The 24,950-nt window shown below is 46.2% G+C and carries 25 protein-coding genes and 1 tRNA gene; 20 read left to right on the forward strand and 6 right to left on the reverse strand.

What is annotated here, in order from left to right:
- Positions 1-184: 184 nt before the first annotated feature.
- From BC8716_RS11125 to BC8716_RS11150, 6 genes are all read left to right on the forward strand, one after another.
- Positions 185-1,663: a helix-turn-helix domain-containing protein gene (locus BC8716_RS11125; protein WP_094425683.1), complete on the forward strand. Its 1,479-nt coding sequence runs from the start codon at positions 185-187 to the stop codon at positions 1,661-1,663.
- A gap of 151 nt (positions 1,664-1,814) precedes the next feature.
- Positions 1,815-3,494 (forward strand): urocanate hydratase, encoded by a 1,680-nt coding sequence (gene hutU, locus BC8716_RS11130; RefSeq protein WP_094425685.1) that lies wholly within the window; start codon positions 1,815-1,817, stop codon positions 3,492-3,494.
- On the forward strand, positions 3,487-4,803 hold the full coding sequence (gene hutI, locus BC8716_RS11135) for an imidazolonepropionase (protein ID WP_094425687.1): 1,317 nt from the start codon (positions 3,487-3,489) through the stop codon (positions 4,801-4,803). The genes hutU and hutI overlap by 8 nt, the downstream gene beginning before the upstream one ends.
- Positions 4,748-6,028, forward strand: coding sequence for a Zn-dependent hydrolase (locus BC8716_RS11140; protein WP_094425689.1), 1,281 nt, complete (start codon positions 4,748-4,750; stop codon positions 6,026-6,028). The genes hutI and BC8716_RS11140 overlap by 56 nt, the downstream gene beginning before the upstream one ends.
- Complete coding sequence (locus tag BC8716_RS11145; RefSeq protein WP_094425691.1) at positions 6,025-7,356, forward strand: amidohydrolase family protein; 1,332 nt, start codon at positions 6,025-6,027, stop codon at positions 7,354-7,356. Before BC8716_RS11140 ends, BC8716_RS11145 begins: the two co-directional genes overlap by 4 nt.
- A gap of 9 nt (positions 7,357-7,365) precedes the next feature.
- Positions 7,366-8,706 (forward strand): YjiH family protein, encoded by a 1,341-nt coding sequence (locus tag BC8716_RS11150; protein WP_094425693.1) that lies wholly within the window; start codon positions 7,366-7,368, stop codon positions 8,704-8,706.
- 72 nt (positions 8,707-8,778) lie between these two features.
- On the opposite strand, the gene BC8716_RS11155 is transcribed toward BC8716_RS11150, so the two are convergent.
- Both BC8716_RS11155 and BC8716_RS11160 read right to left on the reverse strand, forming a co-directional pair.
- Positions 8,779-9,744 carry an alpha/beta hydrolase gene (locus BC8716_RS11155; protein ID WP_094425695.1) on the reverse strand — a complete coding sequence of 322 codons (966 nt, stop codon included), beginning with the start codon at positions 9,742-9,744 and terminating at the stop codon, positions 8,779-8,781.
- Positions 9,745-10,157: 413 nt separating this feature from the next.
- Positions 10,158-10,231, reverse strand: a tRNA-Arg gene (locus BC8716_RS11160).
- A gap of 253 nt (positions 10,232-10,484) precedes the next feature.
- Between BC8716_RS11160 and BC8716_RS11165 the strand changes: the two genes are divergently transcribed.
- The 11 genes from BC8716_RS11165 to BC8716_RS11215 all read left to right on the forward strand — a co-directional run bounded on the left by BC8716_RS11165 (position 10,485) and on the right by BC8716_RS11215 (position 20,035).
- The gene (locus BC8716_RS11165) at positions 10,485-11,009 is read left to right on the forward strand and encodes a nucleotidyltransferase family protein (protein WP_094425697.1); all 525 of its coding nucleotides are present in this window, start codon (positions 10,485-10,487) and stop codon (positions 11,007-11,009) included.
- Positions 11,010-11,140: 131 nt separating this feature from the next.
- The gene (locus tag BC8716_RS11170) at positions 11,141-11,503 is read left to right on the forward strand and encodes a response regulator aspartate phosphatase (protein ID WP_094425699.1); all 363 of its coding nucleotides are present in this window, start codon (positions 11,141-11,143) and stop codon (positions 11,501-11,503) included.
- A 102-nt stretch (positions 11,504-11,605) separates the two neighbouring features.
- Complete coding sequence (locus BC8716_RS11175; protein WP_094429235.1) at positions 11,606-12,583, forward strand: HD domain-containing protein; 978 nt, start codon at positions 11,606-11,608, stop codon at positions 12,581-12,583.
- Between the two features lie 60 nt (positions 12,584-12,643).
- Complete coding sequence (locus BC8716_RS11180; protein ID WP_062745923.1) at positions 12,644-12,976, forward strand: HIT domain-containing protein; 333 nt, start codon at positions 12,644-12,646, stop codon at positions 12,974-12,976.
- Between the two features lie 42 nt (positions 12,977-13,018).
- On the forward strand, positions 13,019-13,879 hold the full coding sequence (locus BC8716_RS11185; protein WP_094425701.1) for a protein kinase domain-containing protein: 861 nt from the start codon (positions 13,019-13,021) through the stop codon (positions 13,877-13,879).
- Positions 13,880-14,000: 121 nt separating this feature from the next.
- The gene (locus tag BC8716_RS11190; protein WP_094425703.1) at positions 14,001-14,507 is read left to right on the forward strand and encodes a stage II sporulation protein P; all 507 of its coding nucleotides are present in this window, start codon (positions 14,001-14,003) and stop codon (positions 14,505-14,507) included.
- Between the two features lie 12 nt (positions 14,508-14,519).
- Entirely contained in the window at positions 14,520-15,326 is an 807-nt protein-coding gene (locus tag BC8716_RS11195; RefSeq protein ID WP_094425705.1) for a GNAT family N-acetyltransferase, read from the forward strand.
- Positions 15,327-15,470: 144 nt separating this feature from the next.
- Positions 15,471-16,064, forward strand: a complete 594-nt coding sequence (locus tag BC8716_RS11200; RefSeq protein ID WP_157730424.1) for a TetR/AcrR family transcriptional regulator — start codon at positions 15,471-15,473, stop codon at positions 16,062-16,064.
- An 18-nt stretch (positions 16,065-16,082) separates the two neighbouring features.
- On the forward strand, positions 16,083-17,372 hold the full coding sequence (locus BC8716_RS11205) for a cytosine permease (RefSeq protein WP_094425709.1): 1,290 nt from the start codon (positions 16,083-16,085) through the stop codon (positions 17,370-17,372).
- Between the two features lie 21 nt (positions 17,373-17,393).
- Positions 17,394-18,485: an S-methyl thiohydantoin desulfurase family protein gene (locus tag BC8716_RS11210; RefSeq protein WP_094425711.1), complete on the forward strand. Its 1,092-nt coding sequence runs from the start codon at positions 17,394-17,396 to the stop codon at positions 18,483-18,485.
- A complete protein-coding gene (locus BC8716_RS11215) occupies positions 18,482-20,035 on the forward strand; it encodes a hydantoinase/oxoprolinase N-terminal domain-containing protein (RefSeq protein WP_094425713.1) in 1,554 nt (517 codons plus the stop codon). Before BC8716_RS11210 ends, BC8716_RS11215 begins: the two co-directional genes overlap by 4 nt.
- Before the next feature lie 96 nt (positions 20,036-20,131).
- Here the strand turns inward: BC8716_RS11215 and BC8716_RS11220 are convergent, their stop codons facing one another.
- A complete protein-coding gene (locus BC8716_RS11220) occupies positions 20,132-20,332 on the reverse strand; it encodes a hypothetical protein (RefSeq protein ID WP_245849897.1) in 201 nt (66 codons plus the stop codon).
- Between the two features lie 120 nt (positions 20,333-20,452).
- On the opposite strand from BC8716_RS11220, the gene BC8716_RS11225 reads away from it, so the two are divergent.
- A complete protein-coding gene (locus tag BC8716_RS11225; protein WP_094425717.1) occupies positions 20,453-21,103 on the forward strand; it encodes an HD domain-containing protein in 651 nt (216 codons plus the stop codon).
- Between the two features lie 226 nt (positions 21,104-21,329).
- Positions 21,330-22,607 (forward strand): histidine--tRNA ligase, encoded by a 1,278-nt coding sequence (locus BC8716_RS11230; protein ID WP_094425719.1) that lies wholly within the window; start codon positions 21,330-21,332, stop codon positions 22,605-22,607.
- Between the two features lie 74 nt (positions 22,608-22,681).
- Here BC8716_RS11230 and BC8716_RS11235 read toward each other — a convergent pair whose 3' ends face one another.
- The 3 genes from BC8716_RS11235 to BC8716_RS22315 all read right to left on the reverse strand — a co-directional run bounded on the left by BC8716_RS11235 (position 22,682) and on the right by BC8716_RS22315 (position 24,063).
- Entirely contained in the window at positions 22,682-23,230 is a 549-nt protein-coding gene (locus BC8716_RS11235; protein ID WP_094425721.1) for a hypothetical protein, read from the reverse strand.
- A gap of 120 nt (positions 23,231-23,350) precedes the next feature.
- Entirely contained in the window at positions 23,351-23,599 is a 249-nt protein-coding gene (locus BC8716_RS11240; RefSeq protein WP_062745944.1) for a GlsB/YeaQ/YmgE family stress response membrane protein, read from the reverse strand.
- Positions 23,600-23,916: 317 nt separating this feature from the next.
- Positions 23,917-24,063, reverse strand: a complete 147-nt coding sequence (locus tag BC8716_RS22315; RefSeq protein WP_157730426.1) for a hypothetical protein — start codon at positions 24,061-24,063, stop codon at positions 23,917-23,919.
- Positions 24,064-24,390: 327 nt separating this feature from the next.
- On the opposite strand from BC8716_RS22315, the gene BC8716_RS11245 reads away from it, so the two are divergent.
- Positions 24,391-24,807, forward strand: a complete 417-nt coding sequence (locus BC8716_RS11245; RefSeq protein WP_257253009.1) for a GNAT family N-acetyltransferase — start codon at positions 24,391-24,393, stop codon at positions 24,805-24,807.
- Positions 24,808-24,950 lie beyond the last annotated feature (143 nt).

Below are 24,950 nucleotides of genomic sequence, written 5' to 3' on the forward strand. Positions count from 1 at the left end.
GGTTTTGGCATTTGGTTTAGGCGAATACGGCATATGTAGTAGATTGATAACAATGGGGACAAGTTACTATGTTTTTTTCATTTTTTATAAGCGATGTTATGTTGGGAAAATGTAATTCCATTCCATTTAGAGGAGAAATCTTTTAAACTGTAAGTATAAACGATTAGCAAAGGGTGGTGTTGAGATGAAGCGTATTATTGTGTGTGACCGTGACTTAAGCGAGTGCTATGGAATGGAGTGGTTAATTCGTTCTTCTCATTTGCAAGTAGAGCGTGCCGGCATTGCGTGTTCGCCGGAAGAACTGTTTGAACAAATGGAAACAGAACGTCCTGATGTCATTTGCCTTGAATTGGATATGTTTCAAGGGCGTGAATGGGAGCAACTAAAACATTATGCAGCTATCTTTACGCCTGCTCTTGTAGCGGTTTCTGCCGAAGGAACGTATGCAAAAGCAACGCAGGCGCTAGAACTTGGCTGTGTCGACTTGCTTATAAAACCACTTGATTCTGAGAAACTATTGCGGCATTTGCACAAGTTGCTGCGAGAAAAGCGCCCTGTTGTCAAGAGCGAAAAAGAAGAGCCTAAGTGGCCATGTCCATCGTACCGTGACCTTTTTTTGCCTGGCCGTGCTGATTCGTTTCCAGGAGATGTGGTGCTCATCCAACATGAAGAGAAAGGCAAAACCGTAAAATTGCTTGAATTTGCCGAAGCTTTCCCATTTACAGACAAACCGGCTATTCTCCCGCTTAGTGACGTGGTGATGCTTGTGTTTCCTGATCGTGACCCTTGGCGGGAAAAATTGTGCCATAAGCTGCTTAATAGTTGGGATGATGAAAACAACGGCTTAGCTGTCTTTGTTTTGGACCAAAAGGAAAACCGTACTTTGCAGGAAGCCTATCAGCGAGCGCTACTCCATTTGCAACGAGCATTTTTCATCGGTTTTGATCAAGTGATCGTAACTGGGGAAGCGTTTTCGTGGAAACGGATTGATCCACTTTTGACGCCAGAGGAACAACGGATTTGGATCGAAATGTTGAGAGACAACAAACTCACTTCCCTTAAGCAATGGCTATACGGGGAATTTTATTATGCCGGCGGCGCTTTGCCCGATCCTGGACTGCTGCGGATTAAATTGACAAGCATTCTTGCCCAAGTGCGCCGCTATATGCGTAATTGGAAAATGGCAGGAGAGGACGTGGAACGCGCCTATTACAACTTGTTTAATAGCGTATTAAATATGCCAGTTTTAGCAAGGATTGTCCAGGAGCTCATTTTGTTTATCCAATTTCTGTTTGAGCAAACGCGCCGCGTGGAAACGGTCCAAAAAACAGACATTGTCCATGAAGCGCTCCGATATATGAACAAGCATTACCAAAACCCTAAGCTTAATTTAACCCGTGTAGCAGAGCATGTCGGCAGAAACCCTTCGTATTTAAGCCAGTTGTTTTCCATACGGCTCAAACAATCGTTTCGCCACGCGTTGCAAGACATTCGGATTGCCGCGGCCAAGGAACTCCTTGCTGACCCTATGCTGGCCATCGGTGAGATTGCCGAACGGGTAGGCTATGCAAACCCAGCCTATTTTTCAAAAGCATTCAAAAAACAAACCGCATACAGTCCGAACCAGTACCGTATTCGAGAATTAACTAAAGAAAAGGATTAAACCTAAAAAAGTATAAATGAAAGGGAAATTTTCGGACAGAAATAAATGAAAAGTCGAATATATGAAATAAAAATCCAATCGAAATCAGCTAGGCGCAAATGGTATGGCTCCCTATACTGCTAAGTAAGACATATAAAGGGGGAATGCCACAGTGAACCTGAACAATGAACCGATTCGTGCGAAAAGAGGCACTGCCTTAACGGCCAAAGGGTGGGTGCAGGAAGCAGCGCTCCGTATGCTTATGAATAATTTAGATGAAGAAGTAGCAGAGCATCCAGACCAATTAGTTGTCTACGGCGGGATTGGCAAGGCTGCGCGCAATTGGCCGTCTTATCATAGCATTGTCTCATCGTTAACAGCGCTTGATAACGACGAAACGTTGCTCATTCAATCTGGGAAACCGGTTGCTGTCTTTAAAACACATGAAGATGCTCCGCGGGTGTTGCTTGCCAATTCCAACCTTGTCCCTGCTTGGGCGAATTGGGAAACATTTCATGAGCTTGATAAGAAAGGCTTAACCATGTACGGGCAAATGACAGCTGGAAGTTGGATTTATATTGGTAGTCAAGGCATTGTTCAAGGGACTTACGAGACGTTTGCCGAATGTGCACGACAACATTTTGGCGGTTCATTAAAAGGGACGATTACCGTAACGGCTGGATTAGGCGGCATGGGCGGCGCCCAACCGTTAGCGGTCACGATGGCAAATGGCGTGGCTATTTGCGTTGACGTGGACCGTTCCCGGATCGACAAGCGTATAGAGACCAACTATTTGGATATTGTCGCCCATACGCTATCAGAGGCAATTGAAGAAGCTGAACTCGCGAAAAAGGAAGGCATCCCCCTTTCGATCGGCCTTGTCGGCAATGCGGCTGAAGTATTGCCAGAAATGCTTGCCCGCGGGTTTGTTCCAGACATTGTCACTGATCAAACGTCTGCTCATGATCCTTTGAATGGCTATTTGCCAAAAGGGTTCACCCTTGAACAAGGGCAAGCGCTGCGAAGGGAAGATCCACAAGCTTACATTAGCCTTGCTAAAAAGAGTATGGCCGAGCATGTTGAAGCGATGCTTGAGTTAAAAAAGCGTGGCGCGATCGTATTCGATTATGGCAATAATATTCGCCAAGTTGCTTTTGATGAAGGGGTTCGTGACGCCTTTTCATTTCCTGGTTTTGTTCCTGCTTATATCCGCCCACAATTTTGCGAAGGCAAAGGGCCTTTTCGCTGGGTCGCCCTTTCTGGCGATCCAGCAGATATTGATAAAACCGATGAAGTGATCTTGCAAGAGTTTGCCGACAACGAACCGTTATGCCAGTGGATCCGCATGGCACGTCGCCATATTTCCTTCCAAGGCCTTCCGGCAAGGATTTGCTGGCTCGGCTATGGGGAACGTGCCCGTTTTGGCAAACGGATTAATGAAATGGTTGCTTCTGGAGAATTGTCCGCCCCCATTGTGATCGGGCGTGACCACCTTGATGCCGGCTCGGTCGCCTCGCCAAATCGGGAAACAGAAGCAATGAAAGACGGCAGTGACGCCGTTGCCGATTGGCCAATTTTAAATGCACTTGTGAATACAGCAGCAGGGGCAAGCTGGGTGTCTGTGCACCATGGCGGCGGCGTCGGTATGGGATACTCCCTCCACGCTGGCATGGTTGTTGTCGCAGATGGGACAGCGGAAGCGGATCGGCGTTTGGAGCGTGTGCTGACAACGGATCCTGGCCTAGGCGTCGTTCGCCATGCCGATGCTGGCTATCAAAAAGCTGTCGAAACGGCAAAAGCAACAGGTATTGTCATTCCGGCCCTTGCAAGGGAGGGAAAAGAAAATGGCTGAACTCTTATATCTCAAGGAGGCTGAACAAGTTGTCACTGTTGCTGGCGCAAGCGACAAACCAAAAGTAGGAGAGGACTTATCTGAAATTGGCGTCATTGAACGGGGGAGTGTCATCGTTGAGGGAGAGAAGATTGCCTTTGCCGGTACAGACGCAGATGCTCGTCATTACTTGCAAAAACGTTCTGGGAAGGTGAAAACAATTGAGGCGAGGGGGAAGCTCCTCACGCCTGGACTCGTCGACCCTCATACACATCTCGTCTTTGCCGGCAGCCGTGAACAAGAATTGACGATGCGTTTGAAAGGCAAGTCATATATGAGCATTTTACAGGCAGGCGGCGGCATTTTAAGCACAACGAAAAGCACGAGAGCAGCCACTGCTGACCAGTTGGCCCAGGAGTCGCGGCTACGGCTTGACCGTTTTTTGCAGCACGGGGTGACGACCGTTGAGGCGAAAAGCGGCTACGGGTTAGCGACAGACGCTGAACTAAAACAGCTACGTGTCGCTCAACAATTAAACAATAACCACCCAGTAGATGTCGTCTCGACTTTTATGGGGGCGCATGCCATTCCGCCAGAGTGGAAACAGGACCCTGATGCGTTTGTAAAATTAGTTGCAGAAGAAATGATTCCCCAAGTCGCAGCTGAGAACTTAGCTGAGTTTTGTGATGTCTTTTGTGAAGAGGGCGTCTTTACGGTCGCCCAATCGCAATACATTTTGGAGGAAGGGAAAAAGCATGGGCTAAAGCCGAAAATCCACGCCGATGAGTTGGTTTCCTTTGGAGGCGCCGAGCTTTCCGCAAAAGTCGGCGCAGTCAGTGCAGACCATTTGTTAAAGGCTTCACCAACAGGCATCGAACAAATGGCCGAGGCAGGCGTTATAGCCGTGCTCTTGCCAGGAACAGCCTTTTTTCTAATGACTGAGCCAGCCAATGCTCGGGCGATGATTGAAGCAGGAGTCCCAGTTGCCTTATCGACAGACCGTAACCCAGGTTCATCGCCGACTGAGTCATTGCCATTCATAATGAATTTGGCTTGCCTGACAATGAAAATGACGCCAGAAGAGGTGCTTGCTGCTTCCACGATCAATGCCGCACACGCCATTGGCCGAGCGAAGGACATCGGCAGCATTGAAGCAGGCAAAAACGCTGATCTCGTGCTCTTTGACGCGCCGAACTATCAAACATTGCAGTATAACTATGCTGTCAATCGAGTCGATACAGTCATGAAAGCAGGGAAAATCGTTGTGGAAGGCGGTGTGTTACTTGAAAAAACCGACAATCAACGGTGCTCGCTTGCAACAGAAAATTGAGGAACTCGGCCAATTTGGCAAAAATGAGAAAGGCGGGTTAGATCGGACAACGTTCACGTCTGCGGAACTCGCTGCTCGGGAATGGTTGCAAACACAATGTGTCAGCCTTGGGCTTGATGTTAAGTGCGATCCCGCCGCCAATATATGGGCTTTTCGCAACGGGCGACAACCTCTTCCTGCTATTTCGTTTGGCTCCCATATGGATACGGTGCCAAACGGCGGCATGTATGATGGCGCGCTCGGTGTTCTCATTGCCTTAGAAGTAATGGAACGACTGAACGAAGAAAGAATCGAAACACGCCATCCATTCGCACTCGTTTCCTTTACGGCAGAGGAGCCGAACCCGTTTGGCTTATCGACATTTGGCAGCCGGGCAGTAGCAGGAAAGTTAACAAAGCAAGACTTAGAGGGTGTGACAGATGACAATGGGCTGTTGTTGACGGAAGCGCTTAGGCAAGCAGGGGGAGATCCCGATCGCTTTGAGGACACGCACGCGTTAGCGCCGCCTTTATCTGCTTACCTTGAAGTCCATATTGAACAAGGGAAACGCTTAGTCACAAGCAGTATTCCTGTTGGTATTGTTTCTGGCATTACGGGCATTTACAGAGAGCGTGTAACTGTAACAGGTGATGCCAATCATGCGGGGACGACTGTCATGGTCGAACGTAAGGATGCACTCGCAGCTGCGGCAGAAGTGGTTGTAGCTGTCGAACAGGCGGCCGCGGAAATGCAGGCAGAAGAAGTAGTCGCAACAGTTGGCACACTTGACGTGCGCCCGAACGCCGCCAATATTATCCCTGGCCAAGTGGAAATGGTTGTCGAAATTCGTGGCAAAACAAGCGCAGAAATCGATGCTGTCCGCCATGCTTTAAACAGCCAAATTGCAGAACTCGCAAGGAGACGTGGCGTTTCGATAAAGCAAGAAACATTTTTATCGCAAGCACCTGTGCCAATGGACCAATCACTAATCGACACTTTTGCCGAGCAAGCCGATTCACTTGGTTACAAGACGCTGACACTCGGAAGCATGGCTGGGCATGACGCAGCCCATATGGCGGCGGTGACAAGAAGCGGCATGTTGTTTGCGCCTAGCATTGGCGGCAAAAGCCATTGTCCTGAAGAAGCAAGTGCACTCTGTGACATTGAGGCAGCTGCGAATGTGTTGTTCCATGCGCTGCTGAAACTTGACCAAAACCTTGACCAGAAAGGGACGGATAACAGATGAGGACGCTTTATTCAGCTGATTTAATGTATACAGATGGCGCGTTTCAACAAGGCTATGCGATGTGTGTAAACAACGGGGAAATTGAAGCCATTGGCCCGCAAGAAAACATGTCACGCTTATATAGCCATGTGCCTCTTGTTTCCATGGATGGCAAAGCAATTATGCCTGGCACAGTGAATGCCCATAACCATTCTTTTCAAAGCTTGCTAAGAGGCATTGCTGCTGATCAGCCGTTTTTAGAGTGGCGCGACAAGGCACTGTACCGATACACGCCTTTCTTGGATGAGGATGCAATTTATACAGGGGCCCTCTTTGCTTTTGGTGAAATGTTGAAGTACGGCGCGACGACAGTCAGTGACTTTTTCTACGTCCATCGTGGCGGTGTGGAAACCGATGAAGCGGTCATCCAAGCAGCGAAAGACGTCGGGATACGCCTCGTTTTTGCACGGACAATGTATGATTGGGCTGGGGCGCCGCAAGCATACCAAGAATCAGTCGACGAAGCTGTTGCACGGACACGGAAATTGGCGGCCAAATACGAGAGTGATCCGATGGTGTCGATCCAGCCAGCCCCTCATAGCCCTCATGCTGCCTCGCCAGAAATGATCAAGGCTGGCCATCGTCTTGCTCAAGAGCTAGGCACACCATTCCATATCCATGTAGCAGAAGAGCCGTTTGAAGTCGACGAAACGTTGAATGCATATGGCTTGCGGCCCGTTCATTATTTGGACTCATTAGGCGTCGTTGATGAAAGCATGATTGCGATCCACCTTGTCTGGCTTGACGATTGGGAAGTAACTCTGCTTGGAAACAAAGGGGCAGGATTGGCCTATTGCCCGTCAAGCAACATGTTTCTTTCAGATGGCGTGACGCGCATTCCTGATCTCCAGCAAGCGGGCGTGCGCATTGGCCTCGGTTCAGATGGAGCTTGCAGCAATAACCGCATTAGCGTGTTTGAAGAAATGCGGATGTGCTCATTGCTGCAAAAAGTCACGCGTCTGGACGGCACATGCATCACTGGGAAACAAGTATTTGAAATGGGCACAAAAACAGGAGCTGCTTTGCTAAAGCTGCAAACTGGCGAATTGAAAAAAGGCTTCCGCGCTGACTTTATTGCACTCGATTTGGATGACTTCTCTTTATCGCCACGAACAGATTTGTTGGCAAATCTCGTGTATGCGATGCAGCCCACAGCGATTGCCGACGTATTTGTGGACGGCAAGCATGTAGTGGCGAATAAACAGCTCGTCATGCAATCTGAAAAAGCGATTGTCGAGAAAGTGGGACGTCTCCATCAAACATGGGCCCATGCCCTAGCTGCCCAGTAAGGGGGCGCCATGGAGCCCTTTAAGCAACAGCCACGATTAGAGGCTAAGCAAGGAAACGGTTCTTCCCCTCGAGCGCTGATCCGTTTCTTGCTTTATAGCAGCATTGGCGCGTTTATGTTTTTCGTGCCCGTGCCAATCAACGGTACGTCTTCCATTATGCTTGACCATATCGTGACCGCAGTAAGGCAGGCTTTCCCTGCAATTGTGCCGTATTATGCGTTGCTTGTGATTTTTCTTGGTGCGCTTTATCCGTTTTACAAGGGGACATGGCGGCAGACAAAGACCGATTTGCTTTTGTCTGTTTTTCAACTTGCTGGTTTAGCGATTACTGTCATGGTGCTATTCGGCATAGGCCCACAATGGATGTTGGCAGAGGACATGGGCCCATTTCTTTTTGATCGCCTTGTTGTCGCTGTAGGTCTTCTTGTCCCAATTGGTGCTGTGTTTTTGGCGATGTTAACAGGATATGGTTTGCTTGAGCTTGCCGGTGTATGGATGCAGCCAATCATGAGGAAAGGTTGGAACCTGCCAGGACGCTCTGCGATTGATGTTGTTGCTTCGTTTGTCGGCAGTTATTCACTTGGATTGCTGATTACGAACAGGCTTTTTCGCGAGGGGCGTTATTCGGTAAAAGAAGCAACGATCATTGCCACTGGCTTTTCCACTGTTTCCGTTACCTTTATGGTGGTCGTTGCCAATACACTCGATTTAATGGCGAACTGGAACGTGTATTTTTGGTCTTGTTTAGTCGTTACATTTACAGTGACGGCAGTAACGGCTAGAGTCTGGCCATTAAAACAAACAACGGAAAGCTTTTATAACGGGATGACAGGCAACCCTGAAGCAGAGCAGCAAGGGCGCCGTCTCCAACGTGGCTGGGCGCAGGCGATGGCACAAGCGCAAGAGAGCCTAAGCCTATCTGCCAATATTTGCGCAAACGTCCGTGATGGGTTCCGCATGACGATGAACATTTTGCCTTCGATTATGTCCATTGGTCTTTTCGGGTTAGCGTTGGCTAAGTATACGCCCCTGTTTGCGTGGCTTGGAGTTTTATTTTACCCAGTAACAGCACTCGTCCAATTGCCTGATCCTGCTTTTGCTGCGAGTGCTGCTGCGACTTCGATTGCGGAAATGTTTTTGCCAGCAGCTATTGCTGCCAACGCTGATCTCATCACCCGTTTTACAATTGGAGTTGTTTGTGTGTCTTCCGTGCTGTTTTTTTCCGCGGTCATTCCGACGATCTTAGCGACAGACATTCCTATTAGCGTGCCGAAACTGCTTGTCATCTGGTTTGAACGGGTTGTGTTAAGCATCTTGTTGGCTGCACCTATTGCTCATTTGTTTTTATAAGGCAGTAAAAATGGCGCATATGCCAAAAAACCTCTCTCCAGTGTATCTGGTTGGAGAGAGGGGTTCTATCGGTTAAGCGAAATAGCGGGCTTCCACAATTTGCGGCTCATATTTTTTAAAGGTCCGGTCAAGAAAGTTTAATACGCGTTCCTCGTACTCAGCTTTGTAATGAAAATAGCTCCTTATATGGCCGCCTTTTTCAGGTAGCCAAAGCTCACTGCCAGCGGCGTGGCTGTGTATCGCTTCTGACTCTGTGTAAGGAATCGCTCCATCTTTGCGGCTATGGATTAAAAACAAGCCTTTTTCTTGATTGTACTGGGTTGCTGCGTAAATGGGCCTTACATCTTCTAAGTTAAACGTTGGAACAATCGCTTCAACTGCCCTGGCTGTTCCTGCCGCAAGGGACTTCGGCAGCCCGGTCCAATAGTGGAAGCTGTTTTTAGCGTATTCGTTTAGATCGGAAAATGGACTGTCAGCAACGACTGCTTTTACTTCATCGGCTTCTGCTCCTGCCATGATAGAAGTGGCCGCACCCATCGACCAACCTACCAAGGCAATGTTTTCAACCCCTTTTTGGTCATGTACATAGCGGATCGCGCTAAGCAAGTCGTTTTTTTCATTTCCGCCAAATGTTGTAGGTGCTTTTTCAGACATGCCAGAATTGCGGAAGTCAAACATGAAAACATGATAGCCAGCTTCATGCATGGCCGCCGCCAATTCAAGACTGGAAAACGGCATTTCGGTACGGTTGTAGCCATAACCATGTGAGAATATAACCGCTTTTTCATTTTGAAAAAGCGATTGCTGGTCGGAGGGAATCCACCAGCCGCTTAACGATATATTGTCGACGATGTTTGAGAATAAGACATCTTCATAGTCGAGGCCTACGTTATGTGGATTTGTATGAAGCAAGCGGATCGTTGGGTTCGTTACTTTATAGCCAATAAATACAGTTAATGCAGCGAGAAGAACAACAACAGCCATAAGCGTTGTCAAAACAATCAAAAGCCATTTCTTAAGGCTGAATGTGTTTCCCATAACATCAACTCCTTCATACCAAGGTTCAGATCATAAGTTTGAAAATTTAGATACTTTAATTTAGTATATGAAAAAAATGAATCAATGTGTGTAAAGTCAAGCAATTGCAGTTAATAAAGAACGAGGAATGAGCTATTCTCATGATAACAAACGAGCATGTGCTTGAATCGTTGTTCTTATCTTTTATTATATGAATAAATTGTTGCAAACGCAAGAGATTTGTCTGGTTTTCTCTCACAATAACACACATTTATACACAATGTCGAAACAGCTCGTCTTTTTTACTGCCACTGGACGCCCATAGGCTACAGATTGAATCACACTTCTTTTTCTAAATCCATGTTTAGGAAACTTTGCTTTCAAGTAAAAAAGGACACGGGGAGAGAAGCCAAACAGAAGGAAAACATAGAGGACGCGCCTAGCAGGAATTGAACCTGCAACCCTCAGCTTAGGAGGCTGATGCTCTATCCGATTGAGCTATAGGCGCATAAAAAGTTCCGACTTGATTAGATTATCGCAACAAAGCGTGAGAAGCAAGCCCTTGACGGGAAAATTTTTGCGAAAAACGTTGTGAATGCTAAAATAATCGGAAGAACCCTATTTCACGAGAAAACAACCTAAATAGGCTCCCTGTTTTCGCAACGTTTGCTTAAAGGAAACTGACGAAAAGACGAGTAAATGGCAATGGCGCGAATTTGATTCATACGTTCTGTTGTTAAGTCAAAAAAGAGGAGGCACCTATGGACCAACAAAAAATCGACGCCCTTTTTACGGTAGCAAGCAAGTTAAAAGCGAATCAGATTGCTTTTTCATTAGGGGGGAGCGGCCTGCTGTATGCATTAGGATTGACGGAAACGGTAAACGACTGGGACATTATGACAAACGCTAACAAGAACGCTGTGGAGCAAGCCCTTTTCCCAATAAAAACGTTCGAAACAGGACAAACGGGTGACAGCTTATTTGTGAGTGGCTATAAGCTATTTATCGAGAAAAACGGCCAAGAAGTTGAAATCATCGGCGATTTTGCGCTTCGTTCAGAAGTAGGCATTTGCCGCATTCCTGCAGATGCTGCTTTTCATTGGCAAGGCATACCAGTAGGAAGCCCTGAAGCTTGGCTTGTTGCCTACGTCTTAATGGGACGAGATAAAAAGGCAGCGATGCTCGAGTCGTACTTGCAAATACATGGGGCAAATCCGGCTATGCTTGAACGGTTAAAGCAACAACCGCTTGGCGACAAGCTCAAAGCAATAAAGTGGTTTGCTTGATGCTGCTAGACGGTTCCGAAAATGGAAATCACTCTATGCAAAAAGTGAAAACATTGGGCGTGGGGGGTTCAGTATTGATTTCCCTTTTTTGCTAGACGAATCGATAGAATATCAATAAGAGGAGGGGAGATGTGAATGCAGGGCGCAATAGCGAAATCGGCAAAAAAGTCGCCCAGTTGTACCGTTGTATTGTGAAACGCCATGTCCAACAAGCGGCCATCTTAATAGAAGAGCTTGATGTGTGCTTCAAAGAACTGCTCCACGACGACAAAATGGTTGCTTATTACAATCTCGTTTGTTTTCGCTATCAAATGATGCTTGAACAGTTGCAAGAACCCTATAAGCTAGAGGCACTTGTCGATCATTTGCAGTCGGATTTTTTGTTGAATTATTACTATTATTTCTTCAGTGGCCAATATGCCTTCTACAAAGTACGAAACAAACTCACTGAGACTGATAGAAAGCGCTTGCCAGGCGAGGGAAGATACGAATAGGACAGGCTGCATGGAATGACCATTCTAACGTATCTGCGCAAGGTTGGTACAAATCTGCTGCAGGCAAGTTGGCCTGCATTTTTTTTGGGGAGGGATAAAACGATAATGTTAAAAGACATGCTCTATGGTTCAGTCGAAGTTGAACCGGTACTACGCGATTTAGTGAACAGCAGGCTGCTTCAGCGATTAAAAGGCGTCCATCAAGCTGGAGCAGCTTATCTTGTTTGGCCAAAGTGGAATGTAACTCGCTTCGAGCACTCGATTGGAGTCATGTTATTAATACGCCGATTAGGAGGCTCGTTAGAGGAACAGGCAGCTGGCTTGCTGCATGATGTTTCTCACACAGCTTTTTCCCATGTATCCGACTATGTGTTTAAGAATGAAAAGGAAGATTACCATGAACAACTGTTTCATAAACAAATTGCCGAATCAGACATTCCAGCGATTTTGAAAAAGCACCAAATCGATGTAAACGATATTATCGGTGAGATCGAGAAATGGCCGTTGCTTGAACAGCCTGCTCCACATTTATGTGCTGACCGAATCGACTATACATTGCGCGATTTATATGCTTATCGATTCATTTCTTTTCAGGAAGCCTATCATTTCTTAGAGCAGCTTATTGTGAAAGACGGAAAAATTGTTGTTCAATCGTTGGCTGCGGCAGAATGGTTTATCGAAGCCTATTATAAAGAAACAATCGAATTTTTCATGGAACCAAGAAATGTGTATGCCAACTGGAAAATGTCTGAGGCACTGCGTTTAGCCCTTGAGCGTAACGTAATAAACGAATGGGATCTATTCGCTGAGGACGAAGAACTCGTAAAAATACTCAACGAAAGCGGGGATGAACAGATCCGGCACCTTCTGGCCGAGATTCATTCTGGTGTGTGCGTAAAGGAAGCAACAGGAGAGCACGATCATTACCATAAAAACAAAGTCCGTATCGTTGACCCGTTGGTAGATGTAGGTGGCGCCTTCGTGCCTGTGTCAAAACGCTCTAGAAAGGCGGCTGATCTAATCAGCAAAGCGAGAGAGAAGGCAGAAAAAGGCATTTATTTGAAAGTCATGCATGCTTAAATTGTGGCAAAGCTGTATACTTGAAGGGTGAATAAACGAACTAGAAAGTAGGAATATACGATGAAGACAGAAGACTTTTATTGTGAAGAAGTGTTAAGTGGCAAAACAGCAGTGAAAAAGGTAATGGAAACAGAAAATGTCCTAGCTTATCACCATACAAATCCTTATTACCCTGTACATATTGTCGCGATCCCGAAAAAGCATATTCCCTCATTATTGTCGTTAGAGGAAGAAGACGATGCCCTTTTGCTTGAACTGTTTTCTGTTATCAAAACAGTCGCTGCACAAGTTAAGGCCGAGCACGGAGCCTGCCGTGTGTTGACAAACCTTGGCAACTACCAAGATTCTAAACACTTGCATTGGCATATTGCGTTTGGCCAGCCACTTAAATGAATAACAGGCAAGTCAGAAAACGCTAAAGAAGGAGAGCTGTCTATGGTCATACAAAAACTAGGAAGCAAGAGCATTTCATTAAAAGAAGTACATGACTTTGATTGGCTTTCAAAACTAGGTGATGTCTTTGCTGTTTTTGACCAACAGGACTCTGGAAATGTAAGTTTCGGTGTAGCGGATGGGGCTAAGAAGTGGTTTGTTAAATATGCAGGTGCTAAGACGCTTTATTATAAGGGGAACATTCAACAGGCGGTAGAGCGTATAAAAGAAGCGGTTGCTGTTTATGAACATCTTGCTCATCCAAACTTGGTTACATTGCATAGCCATTTCGCCACGAAAGGGGGCTATGCCCTTGTGTTTCCTTGGGTAGAGGGCGAATGTTTGCATGCCCATTGGGTATTTCCGCCGCCTGCCAAGTATACCGATCCAAACTCGCCGACCTACAAGCATAAGCGGTTGCCTGTAGCAAAGCGGTTGGTTACGCTTGATGCCATTTATTCCTTTCACGAACACGTCGAACGTAATGGCTACGTCGCGATCGACTTTTATGATGGCAGCATTTTGTATGACTTTTCAACAGGGGTAACGACGATATGTGACATTGATTTGTATCGGAAAAAACCTTACGTCAATACAATGGGAAGAATGTGGGGCTCAAAGCGATTTATGGCCCCGGAAGAGTTCGAACTTGGCGCAGCGATTGATGCCCAGACCAATGTCTATACAATGGGCGCCGTTGCTTTCGCCTTGTTAGGGAATGAAAACAAGCGGACGGCGGAAAACTGGGACGCTAGCACCGCTTTGTTTGAAGTGGCCAAACAGGCAACAGCAGTAGAGCGAGAAGCGCGTTTTCCGACCGTTTCTGCTTTCGTTGCAGCATGGCAAGAGGCAAAAAAACGCTAAAGAGCCAAAAGCGCAAACCACATAAGCATCGCTTAAATGAAAAATCTAGTATGTATTGAGGCATCGTTTGTCCAAACTAGGAATACACGTAAAACAAAAAGAGTTTTTAGGAGGTTCCTAGATGGACAAGCGTGTGGTGCTAAGTGTTGCTGCTGCTTTGCTGCTTATTGGACAGCCAGCAGACGATCAAAAGAAAGCAGAAACAAAAAAGGAACAGCCAGCGATAACAGAAGTAGTCGATGGAAATGAAGAACCCCATTTGCACTATAAAATCCAGGAAGAGGGCATTTCTTATTCGGAGAGCACACTTATCTACGATCAACAACCGATTGCCCGCGTGTGGATGAAAGTGAATGGCGAAGCGGGCAATTACGAGCAACAAGTCGCAGTCGCACAAGCGCTTCATGACGAATTGGAAGAGGCTTATCCAGGTTTGAGCAGAGGGGTTTTGGCTGACTCTGCTCAATCAACAACAGAGGATCCAAACTCAGTGTCTGTCTATGTAGGCGGGCAGGAAAATGGTGATGAAGAAATAGACATGGCGGTCGTTCTCGTCCAAGAAATGGCAGAAAAGCTTGAGATCAAACAAAAACAGGAACGGAGCGGAAGAGTCGTCGATTTCGATTAGCGGGGAGGGGTTATGATCATTACGACAACGGCGTTTGTGGATCGTCTGGAAGGGGCCGAGACGAACATGCTCTGTTCACGCTTGAGAGCAATAGAAACGATAGATGGCAATTCGCTCGGAGTAGCGATTGAAACTTTTGGACAGGCATACGCGTTTTCTGCAAAGTGTATGCCAGGGCCTGCGTTTAATACAGTCCGAGGCTTGCGCGAGGAAGAGGAAGGACAAATTGGCAAAATCATTCGGTTTTATGAAAAGAAAGAACTAGAACCACAAATTCAATTAGTGCCTGGTGCCGCTGGGAACAAAGTGATGCAAGCTCTGTTTCGACAGGATTTTTGCCAAACCGGTTTTCATTCCGTCCTTGCAGGAAGTTGCAGCAGACAAGCTGAGGAGAGGCACGAAGGAATATCAATTCGGACGTTAAAACTGGAAGACTATCGTCTTTATGGCCATATTTATACAGAAAGTTTCGGCATGCCTGCTTTTTTAAAGGAAAGTGTAGCGACAAACAACGCCGTATTGCATGAAGAACGAAATTGGGCATTTTATTTGGCTGAAGTCGAGGAAGAACCAGCCGGGGTTGCCGCTTTATTCACTAGTGGCAGCATCGCCGTACTTGCTGCTTGTGCTGTACTTGGTCGGTTTCGAAAGCAAGGTGTACAGCAAGCGCTCATCGCTAGGCGCCAGGCAGACGCCGCGGCTGCTGGATGTACATACATTTGCGGCCAAGCCGGATTTGCGACAACAAGCCAGCGCAATATGGAGCGCTCTGGCTTGCAAACCATCTATACGAAAACGCTTTGGCAGCGTGTTTTATAAGAGCTGTGCCGTAATGGGCAGCTCTTTTTTGTGCAGTGACAGTGCATAAATATTCCTTTTTGTTAATTTACATAAATTTGTGCTTGCTTTTTAAGAGGAAGGCGACTAAACTGTTGCTAACTAATATTCGTTAGGTGGATGGCGATGACAAAAGAAAAAATTAAACAAGCAGCATTGGTTGCGTTTGCCAAAGGCGGCTACGAAGGAATGAGCCTGGCGGAAGTCGCCAGTGCAGTTGGGATCAAAACACCTTCGATTTACGCGTTTTTTAAAAGCAAGCAAGATTTGTTTATGACCATTTACCATGAGCTTCTTGATGAGCATGCCGCTCAATTAGTTCAGCAAACCAATGTGATGGAGATCGAAGGAAGTGAACAGCGGCTTCGAAAAGTGGTAGAAGCCATGATTGATTATCATCTCCGAGAGCAAACGAAAACGGAATTTTTAACACGTGTGAATTTGTTTCCTCCTGATTTTCTTAAGGATGAGATGCGCAGTCGGTTTGCTCATAATGAACAACAGATCCGTTCCTCTCTAGTTGCTATTTTTTCGGAAGGAATTGAACAAGGGGATATTCGGAGCGAACCGTTGTATGAGCTGGTCGATTCTTTTCTTTGCTTATTGGATGGGTTGTTTTTACAAACGTTTTACTATAACAAAGAGAAGTTGGAAACATCCTTTTTTCATGCGTGGAAATTTTATTGGCAAGGCATTTCTAATCGTACGGCCAATTGTTAACAAGGAAGTGAGCGGGAGATGGAAGAAGCATATAAAACAATCAAAGACTTTGAAAGGGAGCCTGTGCCAAAAGAAGTGCGAAAAGGCTGGCTGCCGATGGCGACTGTTTGGTTTGCCATCGGCATCGATTTATCAGGCATGTTGTTAGGCGCACAACTTGGAGCGGGGATCCCATTTGTGGAGGCGTTGCTGGCAGTTGCAGTCGGCTCTCTTTTTCTTGGCGTGCTGGGCGCGATTTGTGCCAATATTGGCGCTGCAACCGGCCTGTCCACGACGATGATTTCCAATTTTGTTTTTGGCGCGGCTGGAGCAAAAGTGATTTCAGTCGTTATATCGATTTCAATGATCGGGTGGTTCGGCGTCCAAGCTGGATTTTTTGCCGAAAATACGGTATCTGTTGTTGAACATTTAACAGGCTGGGCACTGCCCCTTCCGGCGACTGCCTTTGTTGGCGGACTCCTGATGATGACGACCGCGTTTGCGTTTAGATGGTTCGAAAAGCTAACGAATTGGACAAGCCCACTGCTTGTTGTCTTAATTTTAGCAGCGTTGGTATTAGCATTTGCACAAAGAGATGCTAGCGCCGTGTTGGCACCAGTAGAAGCGAAGTTTTCATTCGGAGTGGCTGTTTCTTTAGTGGTAGGCATTTATGTACTTGGCACAATTCTTTCTCCTGATATTTCTAGGTGGGCAAAATCAAAGAAAGATGCGATGATTGCTGCTTTCTTAGGCTTTTTCTTTGGAAATAGCTTTATGGTTGTCGTTGCCGTGCTGTTGTCGAAATTGTTAAACACAGAAGATTTGGCGCAAGTATTTATCCTGCTTGGTTTAAGTTTACCGGCGTTAATTGTCCTTACTTTTTCTCAGTGGACGACAAATACAAATAATCTCTATTCTGCTTCTTTAAGCATGTCGGTGCTAATTCCGAAAGCAAAGCGTCCCGTGTTGACGCTTGTTATGGGAGTAGCCGCTTCGGCATTAGCGTTTATAGGCATATTTGACCACTTTATTACGTTTTTATCATTAATGACGATGTTAATCGCTCCAGTTGGAGGAGTGTATGCTGCTGAATATTATGTCGTCGACAAACAGAAATTCTCCTTTCAAGCTCTTCACAGCCGTAAGCTGATCGGACGTTCTCTGGCCGTATGGCTAGTCACGTCATTGTTTTGTTGGCTGACGACGCCAGCGCCAGACGGGTTGGGCCTGCTCGTTTTTACAACCATTCCAGCACTTGATGGCTTTATCGTCGCGTTTGTCTTGCAAGCGCTAATTGGAAAAGCTGTGTTCGCACGCAAAAACAAATAAACAGGAAAAGGAGAACATAGTATGAGATGGCTAACGGAAGAATCGATTGAACATATTGCCCTAGGAGCGGCTGTTCTAGGTACTGGGGGAGGGGGAGATCCATACCTAGGTAAATTGATGGCGCTTGAGGCGATCAAAACATATGGACCGATTAAGTTGCTGTCGATTGAAGAATTGGCAGACGATGCCTTAATTGTGCCTCTATCGATGATGGGTTCACCGACGATAGGCGTTGAAAAAATTCCTTCGATTGAAGAGTTGGTGGCTCCACTTGAAAAAATCGAGGAGACGCTTGGCCAAAAAGCAGCTGCCTTGATGCCAATCGAGGTCGGAGGCGTCAATTCACTTGTGCCTGTGCTAGCTGCTGCGGCAAAAGGCTTGCCTCTTGTAGACGCTGATGCGATGGGGCGCGCTTTTCCAGAGAGTCAAATGGTCACTTTTTATTTGGATGGCCATTCGGCTGACCCGACTGTGTTAGCTGATGAAAAAGGCAATACAGTTGTGATTACGCCAAAGGACGGCCACTGGGGTGAAAAGCTTGCTCGGGCCATCACTGTGCAAATGGGTGGGTCTAGTACGGTGTGCGACTATGCACTTCCTGGTTCTGTTGTAAAAAAGAGCGCGATTCCAGGCACATTGACAAAATCAGAAGAAATAGGGCGGCTGCTGCTTCATAAAAGCGGAGATGGCACACACCCGATTAAACGGCTGCTTGCTTTCCTTAACGGCTACAAGCTGCTAACTGGCAAACTTACTGACATCCAGCGTACACTGACGGGCGGTTTTACCCGGGGGATTTGCGAAGTCGAAGGCATCCATGACGATGCAGGACGGGTGGTAACACTCCATTTTCAAAATGAACAATTGTTAGCGACAGAAGGGGAGAAACCGCTGGCCATTACGCCTGATTTGATTGCGATCCTTGATGTTGAAACGGGGCAGCCCATTACGACTGAAGGATTGCGCTACGGCACGCGGGTGACGGTCATTGCATTTCCGTGCGATCCGAAATGGCGTACGAAAAAAGGAATTGAAACAGCAGGGCCACGTTATTTTGGCTATCCTGTCGAGTATGAGCCTGTAGAAAAGTTGCAGGAAGGTGGAGGCAAATGAGCTATCGGATTGGAATTGATGTAGGCGGTACAAACACAGATGCTGTCCTACTTGATCACAGATTGCATGTAATAGCGAAAGCAAAACAGCCAACTACTGAGGATGTCATGACTGGTATTTGGAAAGTGTTAATTGCCATTCTAGAGGAATCAGCTATATCGCCTGGCGAAATTGGCTATGCAATGCTTGGCACTACCCATTGCACGAATGCCATTGTTGAGCGGAAACAGCTAAATAAAGTTGGCATCATTCGTCTTTGTAAACCGGCAGCAACGGCTGTGCCCCCTTTAGCTGCTTGGCCTGATGACTTAAAAGCGGCAGTGGGCGAGCACCACTATTTAGTAGCCGGCGGGTATGAATACGATGGCACGTTGATTTCAGAACTAGATGAAAATGAAATCCGTTCCGCACTGGAGGCTATGAAAGGAAACGTTAAATCCATTGCTGTTACAGGCATATTTTCGCCAGCCCGAGCCGAGCAAGAATTGAAAGTAGCGCGCCTTGCCCATGATGTCATGCCTGGCGTGCCGATTTCGCTGTCTCATCAAATTGGCAGCATTGGTTTGTTGGAACGGGAAAATGCGACGATTTTAAATGCAGCGCTGCAAACGACAATACGTACCGTCGTTTCCGGGTTCCGTGAAGCACTTAGCAAACTTGGCATTCCTGCGCAAATCTTTATCGGCCAAAATGACGGCACATTAATGGAAGCCGATTATGCAATCCGTTACCCGATTTTGACGATTGGCTGCGGGCCAACGAACTCGATTCGCGGAGCCTCGTTTTTGTCCGGTTTAAAAGACGCGCTTGTGTTGGACATCGGTGGAACGACTTCTGATATCGGTGTTCTATCAAATGGATTTCCGCGCCAGTCAGCCATTGCCGTTGATGTCGGCGGCATCCGCACCAACTTCCGCATGCCAGATATTCTCTCAGTTGGCTTAGGAGGCGGAACAATCATCCGTATAGACGAACAGGGAGCAATCACGGTTGGCCCTGATTCAGTCGGCTATCGTTTATTACAGGAAGCGCGCTCTTTTGGAGGCGACACATTGACAGCAACAGATGTGGTGTTGGCCGTGACAGACACAACGATTGTTGGGGCTGATACTAGCGATTTAGACAGCGACGCCTGTCAACAGGCGTACAACCGAATGATCGAAAAGCTTGAGGTTGCGATTGACCAAATGAAAACGTCGAAAGAGCCTGTTCCTGTCATTTTAACAGGCGGCGGCAGCATTCTAGTTAACAGTCGATTGGCGGGGGCTTCAGAAGTGATAAAGCCAGACCATCATGATGTTGCAAATGCAATTGGGGCTGCGCTGGGGACTATTTCCGGGGAAGCGGAGAATATCTATGCGTTGGAAGGGCGGACGTATGAAGATGCAGTCGAAGCAGCAAAACAACAAGCAATTGGGAATGCGGTCGAGGCAGGGGCTGTTCCGGCCACAGTCGAAATTGTCTCTGTTGAGGACGTTCCACTCGCATACATGCCGGGAAACTCCGTTTTTATTAAAGTAAAGGCAGTCGGAGAGCTGGATGCAAAATAAAGTTTACTATGGCACTAGCGAACGAAGCGAAATTCAAATTTAACCGGTTGTATGAGCCAGTGCACGATAGCGCTGGCTCATACTGCCTACATGTCGTTATTGTTTCTCATCACACTGCTTTTCCAATCGATCTAGTTTGGCCAATACTTGATCCAGCTTTTTGTCGATATCTTCAATTTCTGGGCCAAAGCCTTGGCGCATTTCCAGTTCCCGTAAACGAGAGCGGCTTTCAAGATGTTTGGTAATGACTGGTACCAAAATTGCGGCAAGGGGGATGAGCACCCACCATGGAATCATAATCGTTTCGCCTCCTAATTCAAAACATAGTTGGTTTAGTTACGGTTGTTAGCTAGTAAAAGATTCGGTTACTTGATAAAATAGGAAAAATCGTGCTACATCCATTATGAGGAGGCCATTATGGGGGAACGGGAAAAAAGTGAAACGGTTAAATCAACGGCTGATTGGGTGAGGGACCAATTATTAACGGAGTCAACGGGCCATGATTGGTACCATATTCAGCGGGTCACAGAAACGGCCAAATCGATCGCCGCTGAAGAGGGCGCTGACATGTTTGTTGTGGAAATGGCCGCACTGCTTCATGATTTAGCAGACGACAAACTTGTGGCGAGTGAAGAGGAAGGCATACAGGAAATCAATAAATGGCTTGTAGATAGGTCAGTGGGAAAAGCCGATTCAGCCCATATTATTGAAATCATTGAGACGATTTCTTTTAGCAAAGGCAAGCCGTTGCGTACGTTAGAAGCAAAAGTCGTCCAAGATGCAGACCGCCTTGATGCGATTGGTGCAATTGGCATTGCCCGTACGTTCCAATATGCCGGCGCAAAAGGGCATGCCCTCTATGACCCAAAAGCAAACGTGCGGACAGAGATGACAAAAGCCGAATATCGGAGTGGACAGGGGTCAGCGATTCACCATTTTTATGAGAAACTGCTTTTGTTGAAAGACCGGATGAATACACATACAGGTAAGAAATTGGCTGAATCTCGCCACGCGTTTATGGAACAGTTTTTAAAACGCTTTTATGCAGAATGGGATGGAAACGGCTAAGAAAGGTCTTTTCAGCAAAGTGTATTTATGTTAGTGTGTTTGTACTAGGAGAGATGCCGCATGTTTTCCGCTATCACCGATCAATACAAACAACATCATATGAATTAGCCTTGCTATATGATTTTTAAAAATCATACATAGGAAGGCTATTTTGCATAACCGCATGGATTCGTTTGAAAGCTGGATCCCATGCGGTTTTTTGTTTTTAAAAAGGGAGGCAGATTGAATGAAGAAATGGGATTATCAAAATGTACGTGGCACGCAGGATTATTTGCCTGAGGATGAAAGCGTCCGTGTTTGGCTGCGCAGAGTGCTGGAAGAAGTGTTTCAGCAGTATGGCTGCAAGCCAATGGAAACGCCAATGATTAATTACACAGACTTGCTTGCGTCAAAATACGGCGGCGGGGCAGAAATCAAAAAAGAAATGTATACGTTGACAGACCGCGGCAAGCGAGCATTGGCACTCCGCTATGATTTAACGATTCCGTTTGCAAAAGTTATGGCGATGAATCCGGAAATTCGCAAGCCGTTTAAACGCTATGAGATCGGCAAAGTGTTTCGCGATGGCCCGATTAAAGCAGGGCGTTTCCGTGAGTTTACCCAATGCGATGTTGACGTAGCCGGCGTCGATTCTGCATTGGCAGAAGCAGAACTATTAGAGATGGCGACCGAAGTGTTCCGGCGGATCGGGCTGAATATTAACATCCAGTACAATAATCGCAAGCTGTTGACGGGCTTGTTGGACATTTGCGGAGTTAGCAAAGATCAACACAGTGCCGTTATATTGATACTCGATAAACGAGAAAAAATCGGTGATAAACAAGTGTTGACCGAACTAAAGGAAATGGGCGTTGACGGAAAAGCGATTAGCAAAATTGCACAATGGCTAAAGCAAATGAGCCAAATTGGAAGCGTCGATTTTGCCACCGACCGGCCCACTACACCGATAATGGCGGAAGGGATAGCGGAGCTACAAGAGTTAGAAGAAGCGCTTCGCTACTTAAACATTGATAGCCAATGTACGTTTAATCCCTTTTTAGCTAGAGGCCTTGAAATTTATACAGGCACTGTATATGAATTGTTCCTGACAGAGGGACCGATCCAATCAAGTGTTGGCAGCGGCGGTCGTTATGACCAAGCCATCAGCGGTTTAATTGGCGAAGAACAGCCTATGCCGACAGTTGGGATCTCGTTTGGCATTGATGTCATTTATACAGCTTTAAAGATGGAGGGTCGTATCAACCAAAAGCCACTACTCGATTACTACGTTATTCCTTTGCAAAAACAAAAAGAAGCGCTTGCTGTCGCTTCTTCGTTGCGGAAACAAGGCTTTCGTGTAGACGTAGAATTTAAAAACAAAAAACTTACTAAAGCGCTGGAAAGAGCAAACAAAGAAAAGATTCCATTTGTGATTCTTATTGGAGAAGAGGAAGTGGCTTCGGGCCGTTATAAACTCAAAAACATGGAGACTGGCACCGAACAATATGTTCCCTTCTCTTTTTAGAAACAAATGGTTGCCGCTGCTTTTGTTCGGTTTTGCTATAAAAATTTTCGCTGGAGGGATGGGCACGCTTGGCTTTACCCTGTCCCTTTCCCTTCTTTTGATTCTTTCCTGTTGCTTTGCTGTCTGTTTGTCTGACCGCGTTCCTTTAAATAATCAGAGCGTTCGCCATAATAGAGTAAATCGAAAATGGCGCGCCCATTGGTCGGCTGCCCATCAGGCAAATAAACTGGAATCACATCGAAAAAGACAAAATAGAAAATGTAGAATAAAAATGTTTGGAAAAACATATTGTTTGGCAAAACCTCAGCAGCAATGAAGGCATTGACTGAAAAGCCAACTGTGATACATGTCAAAATCGGCGAAGCATACATAAAGCCATGCCAAAAACGGCTGTTTGTTTTTAGTTCGTCGTACTCCATCCAACTGTACATGAAAAAATAGCGGCGGACTTCGATCGTAGACACGGAAAAAAGTTTAGGGCCGTTACCAATCACTAGTTTTTTCTTGGTAGCGCCAAGGAGAATGGCTGCGAGGTAGTAGCCTGATTCACGAATAATCGTCGTCAGCGGCAAAATGATCAGCACCGACATCAAAAGCCGCAGGAAGTCGGACAAGCCAAACATAGACAGTCCTCCTTTCATATAGATCCATACCCGTTTGCATCTAGATTGAACGTCCCGATTTCGCTAATTGGAAAAAAACACGGTGAACACATTTTGCGTTCACCGCGTTTGAGCTTGTCTTTATTTTCTGAAGAGGCGAAGGATAAGACTGACAATCGCCACTAAAATAATAGCGCCTAATAACGCTGGCAAAATCGCAAAGTCGCCAAGCGTAGGGCCCCAACTACCAAAAATGGCAGCTCCGATATTTGCACCAATAAAGCCGGCAATAATGTTGCCGATAATGCCGAATGGTATGTCTCTTCCTGTAATGGCTCCGGCCGCCCAACCAATTAAACCACCGACAATTAAGTTCCAAATAATACTCATGCGATTCACTCCAATCATTAGCAGTACGGTTTTAGTATTCCCGGCTTTTTAAAAATAAAACCTATGCTATCATGGAAAGAAGAAAGGCTAGGCGGCATCGATAAACAAAAATGGACGACAACAAGTAAACATATACGGTTTTTGAAAGCGCTTTCTCTTTGGGGTGAAACACGTCAGGGCAATCGTTTAGCTGCGTTGTGAAAGGTAAACGGTGCAGAGGAAGTCGATGCAAAAGCAGTCAATAAGCTGTTTTGCCTGCCATCGTTGTGAAAACGCGTATACTTTAACATGTTCAAGTGATGAATTCATGGGCAAAACTAAGAGGAATATGGTACTTCTTTCTTTTCCTCTTTCGCAATCATTTCTTGGAGCAACATGCTTTCTTGTGCGGTCAATTCCCGGCATAAGCGTTTTTCAAAATCTTGTTTTAAGGCGAGAAAACGTGCTGCTAAATCTTCAGACATAATGGAACCCCTTCTCTCATAGCCGTGTTCCCCTCCTATTTTACCATTAACAAAGTGTTAAGACAATCAGTGAACGAAAGCTTTTAAGAAAGAGAAGGGCCCAATTAAGAAAAAAGATGCCTAAAGTATAAGCCGCCATACGAGAAAACTCGCTGTAAAGATTGTTTCGATGTCTCTATGCCGATTCATGCAAGGTGTCCATGAGGCAAGCTTTGTCTGTAGCAAAACTTAAAAAGGAGGAACTATGCAAATTCACGCTGCTTGTAAAAACGATATAGAATCGCCAAAGTCCATGTAGATAGTTGGCAAGAAACGTATAAAGGCATCATTCCAGACCAGTTTTTAGAAAGCCTTACGTACGAATCAAGGGAAAAAGGATGGGAAGAGCTTATAGCTGATCCAAGACAAGAGATTTTAGTTGTTGAAAATAATGCAGGCGAGATCGTTGGCTTTGTTAGTGGAGTGATGCAGGAAGACAAACGTACCGGAGAGTTAAAGGCGATTTATTTGTTGAAAGAAGAGCATGGGAAAGGGATTGGCCGGCAGTTAGTTAGGATGCTTTTCAGCCGTTTGAAAGCAAAAGGCTGTGAAACGATTTTTGTGGAAGTCCTTGCACAAAATGATGCCTGCCGTTTTTATGAAAAACTTAATGCGAAATGGCATGCCACGACTTCGATTGCCATTGCCGGCAAACTTCTGCGCTTATGTGTGTATAAATGGGAGGACGCCGATTTGGAGGTTTAGTGCTTTTTTTATGGAGTGTTCGTTCATCTGCAAATAACCTGAAGCTGGCCAGATTATTGATGGCCAGCTTTTTGCGTGTGTGCCCGGCATGCGCATGGGCTATAGGGTTGAAGTCCCGAACAGTGAAGGTCACTGTAACTGTT

This window comes from Shouchella clausii (genome assembly GCF_002250115.1).
Classification (GTDB): Bacteria; Bacillota; Bacilli; order Bacillales; family Bacillaceae_D; genus Shouchella; species Shouchella clausii.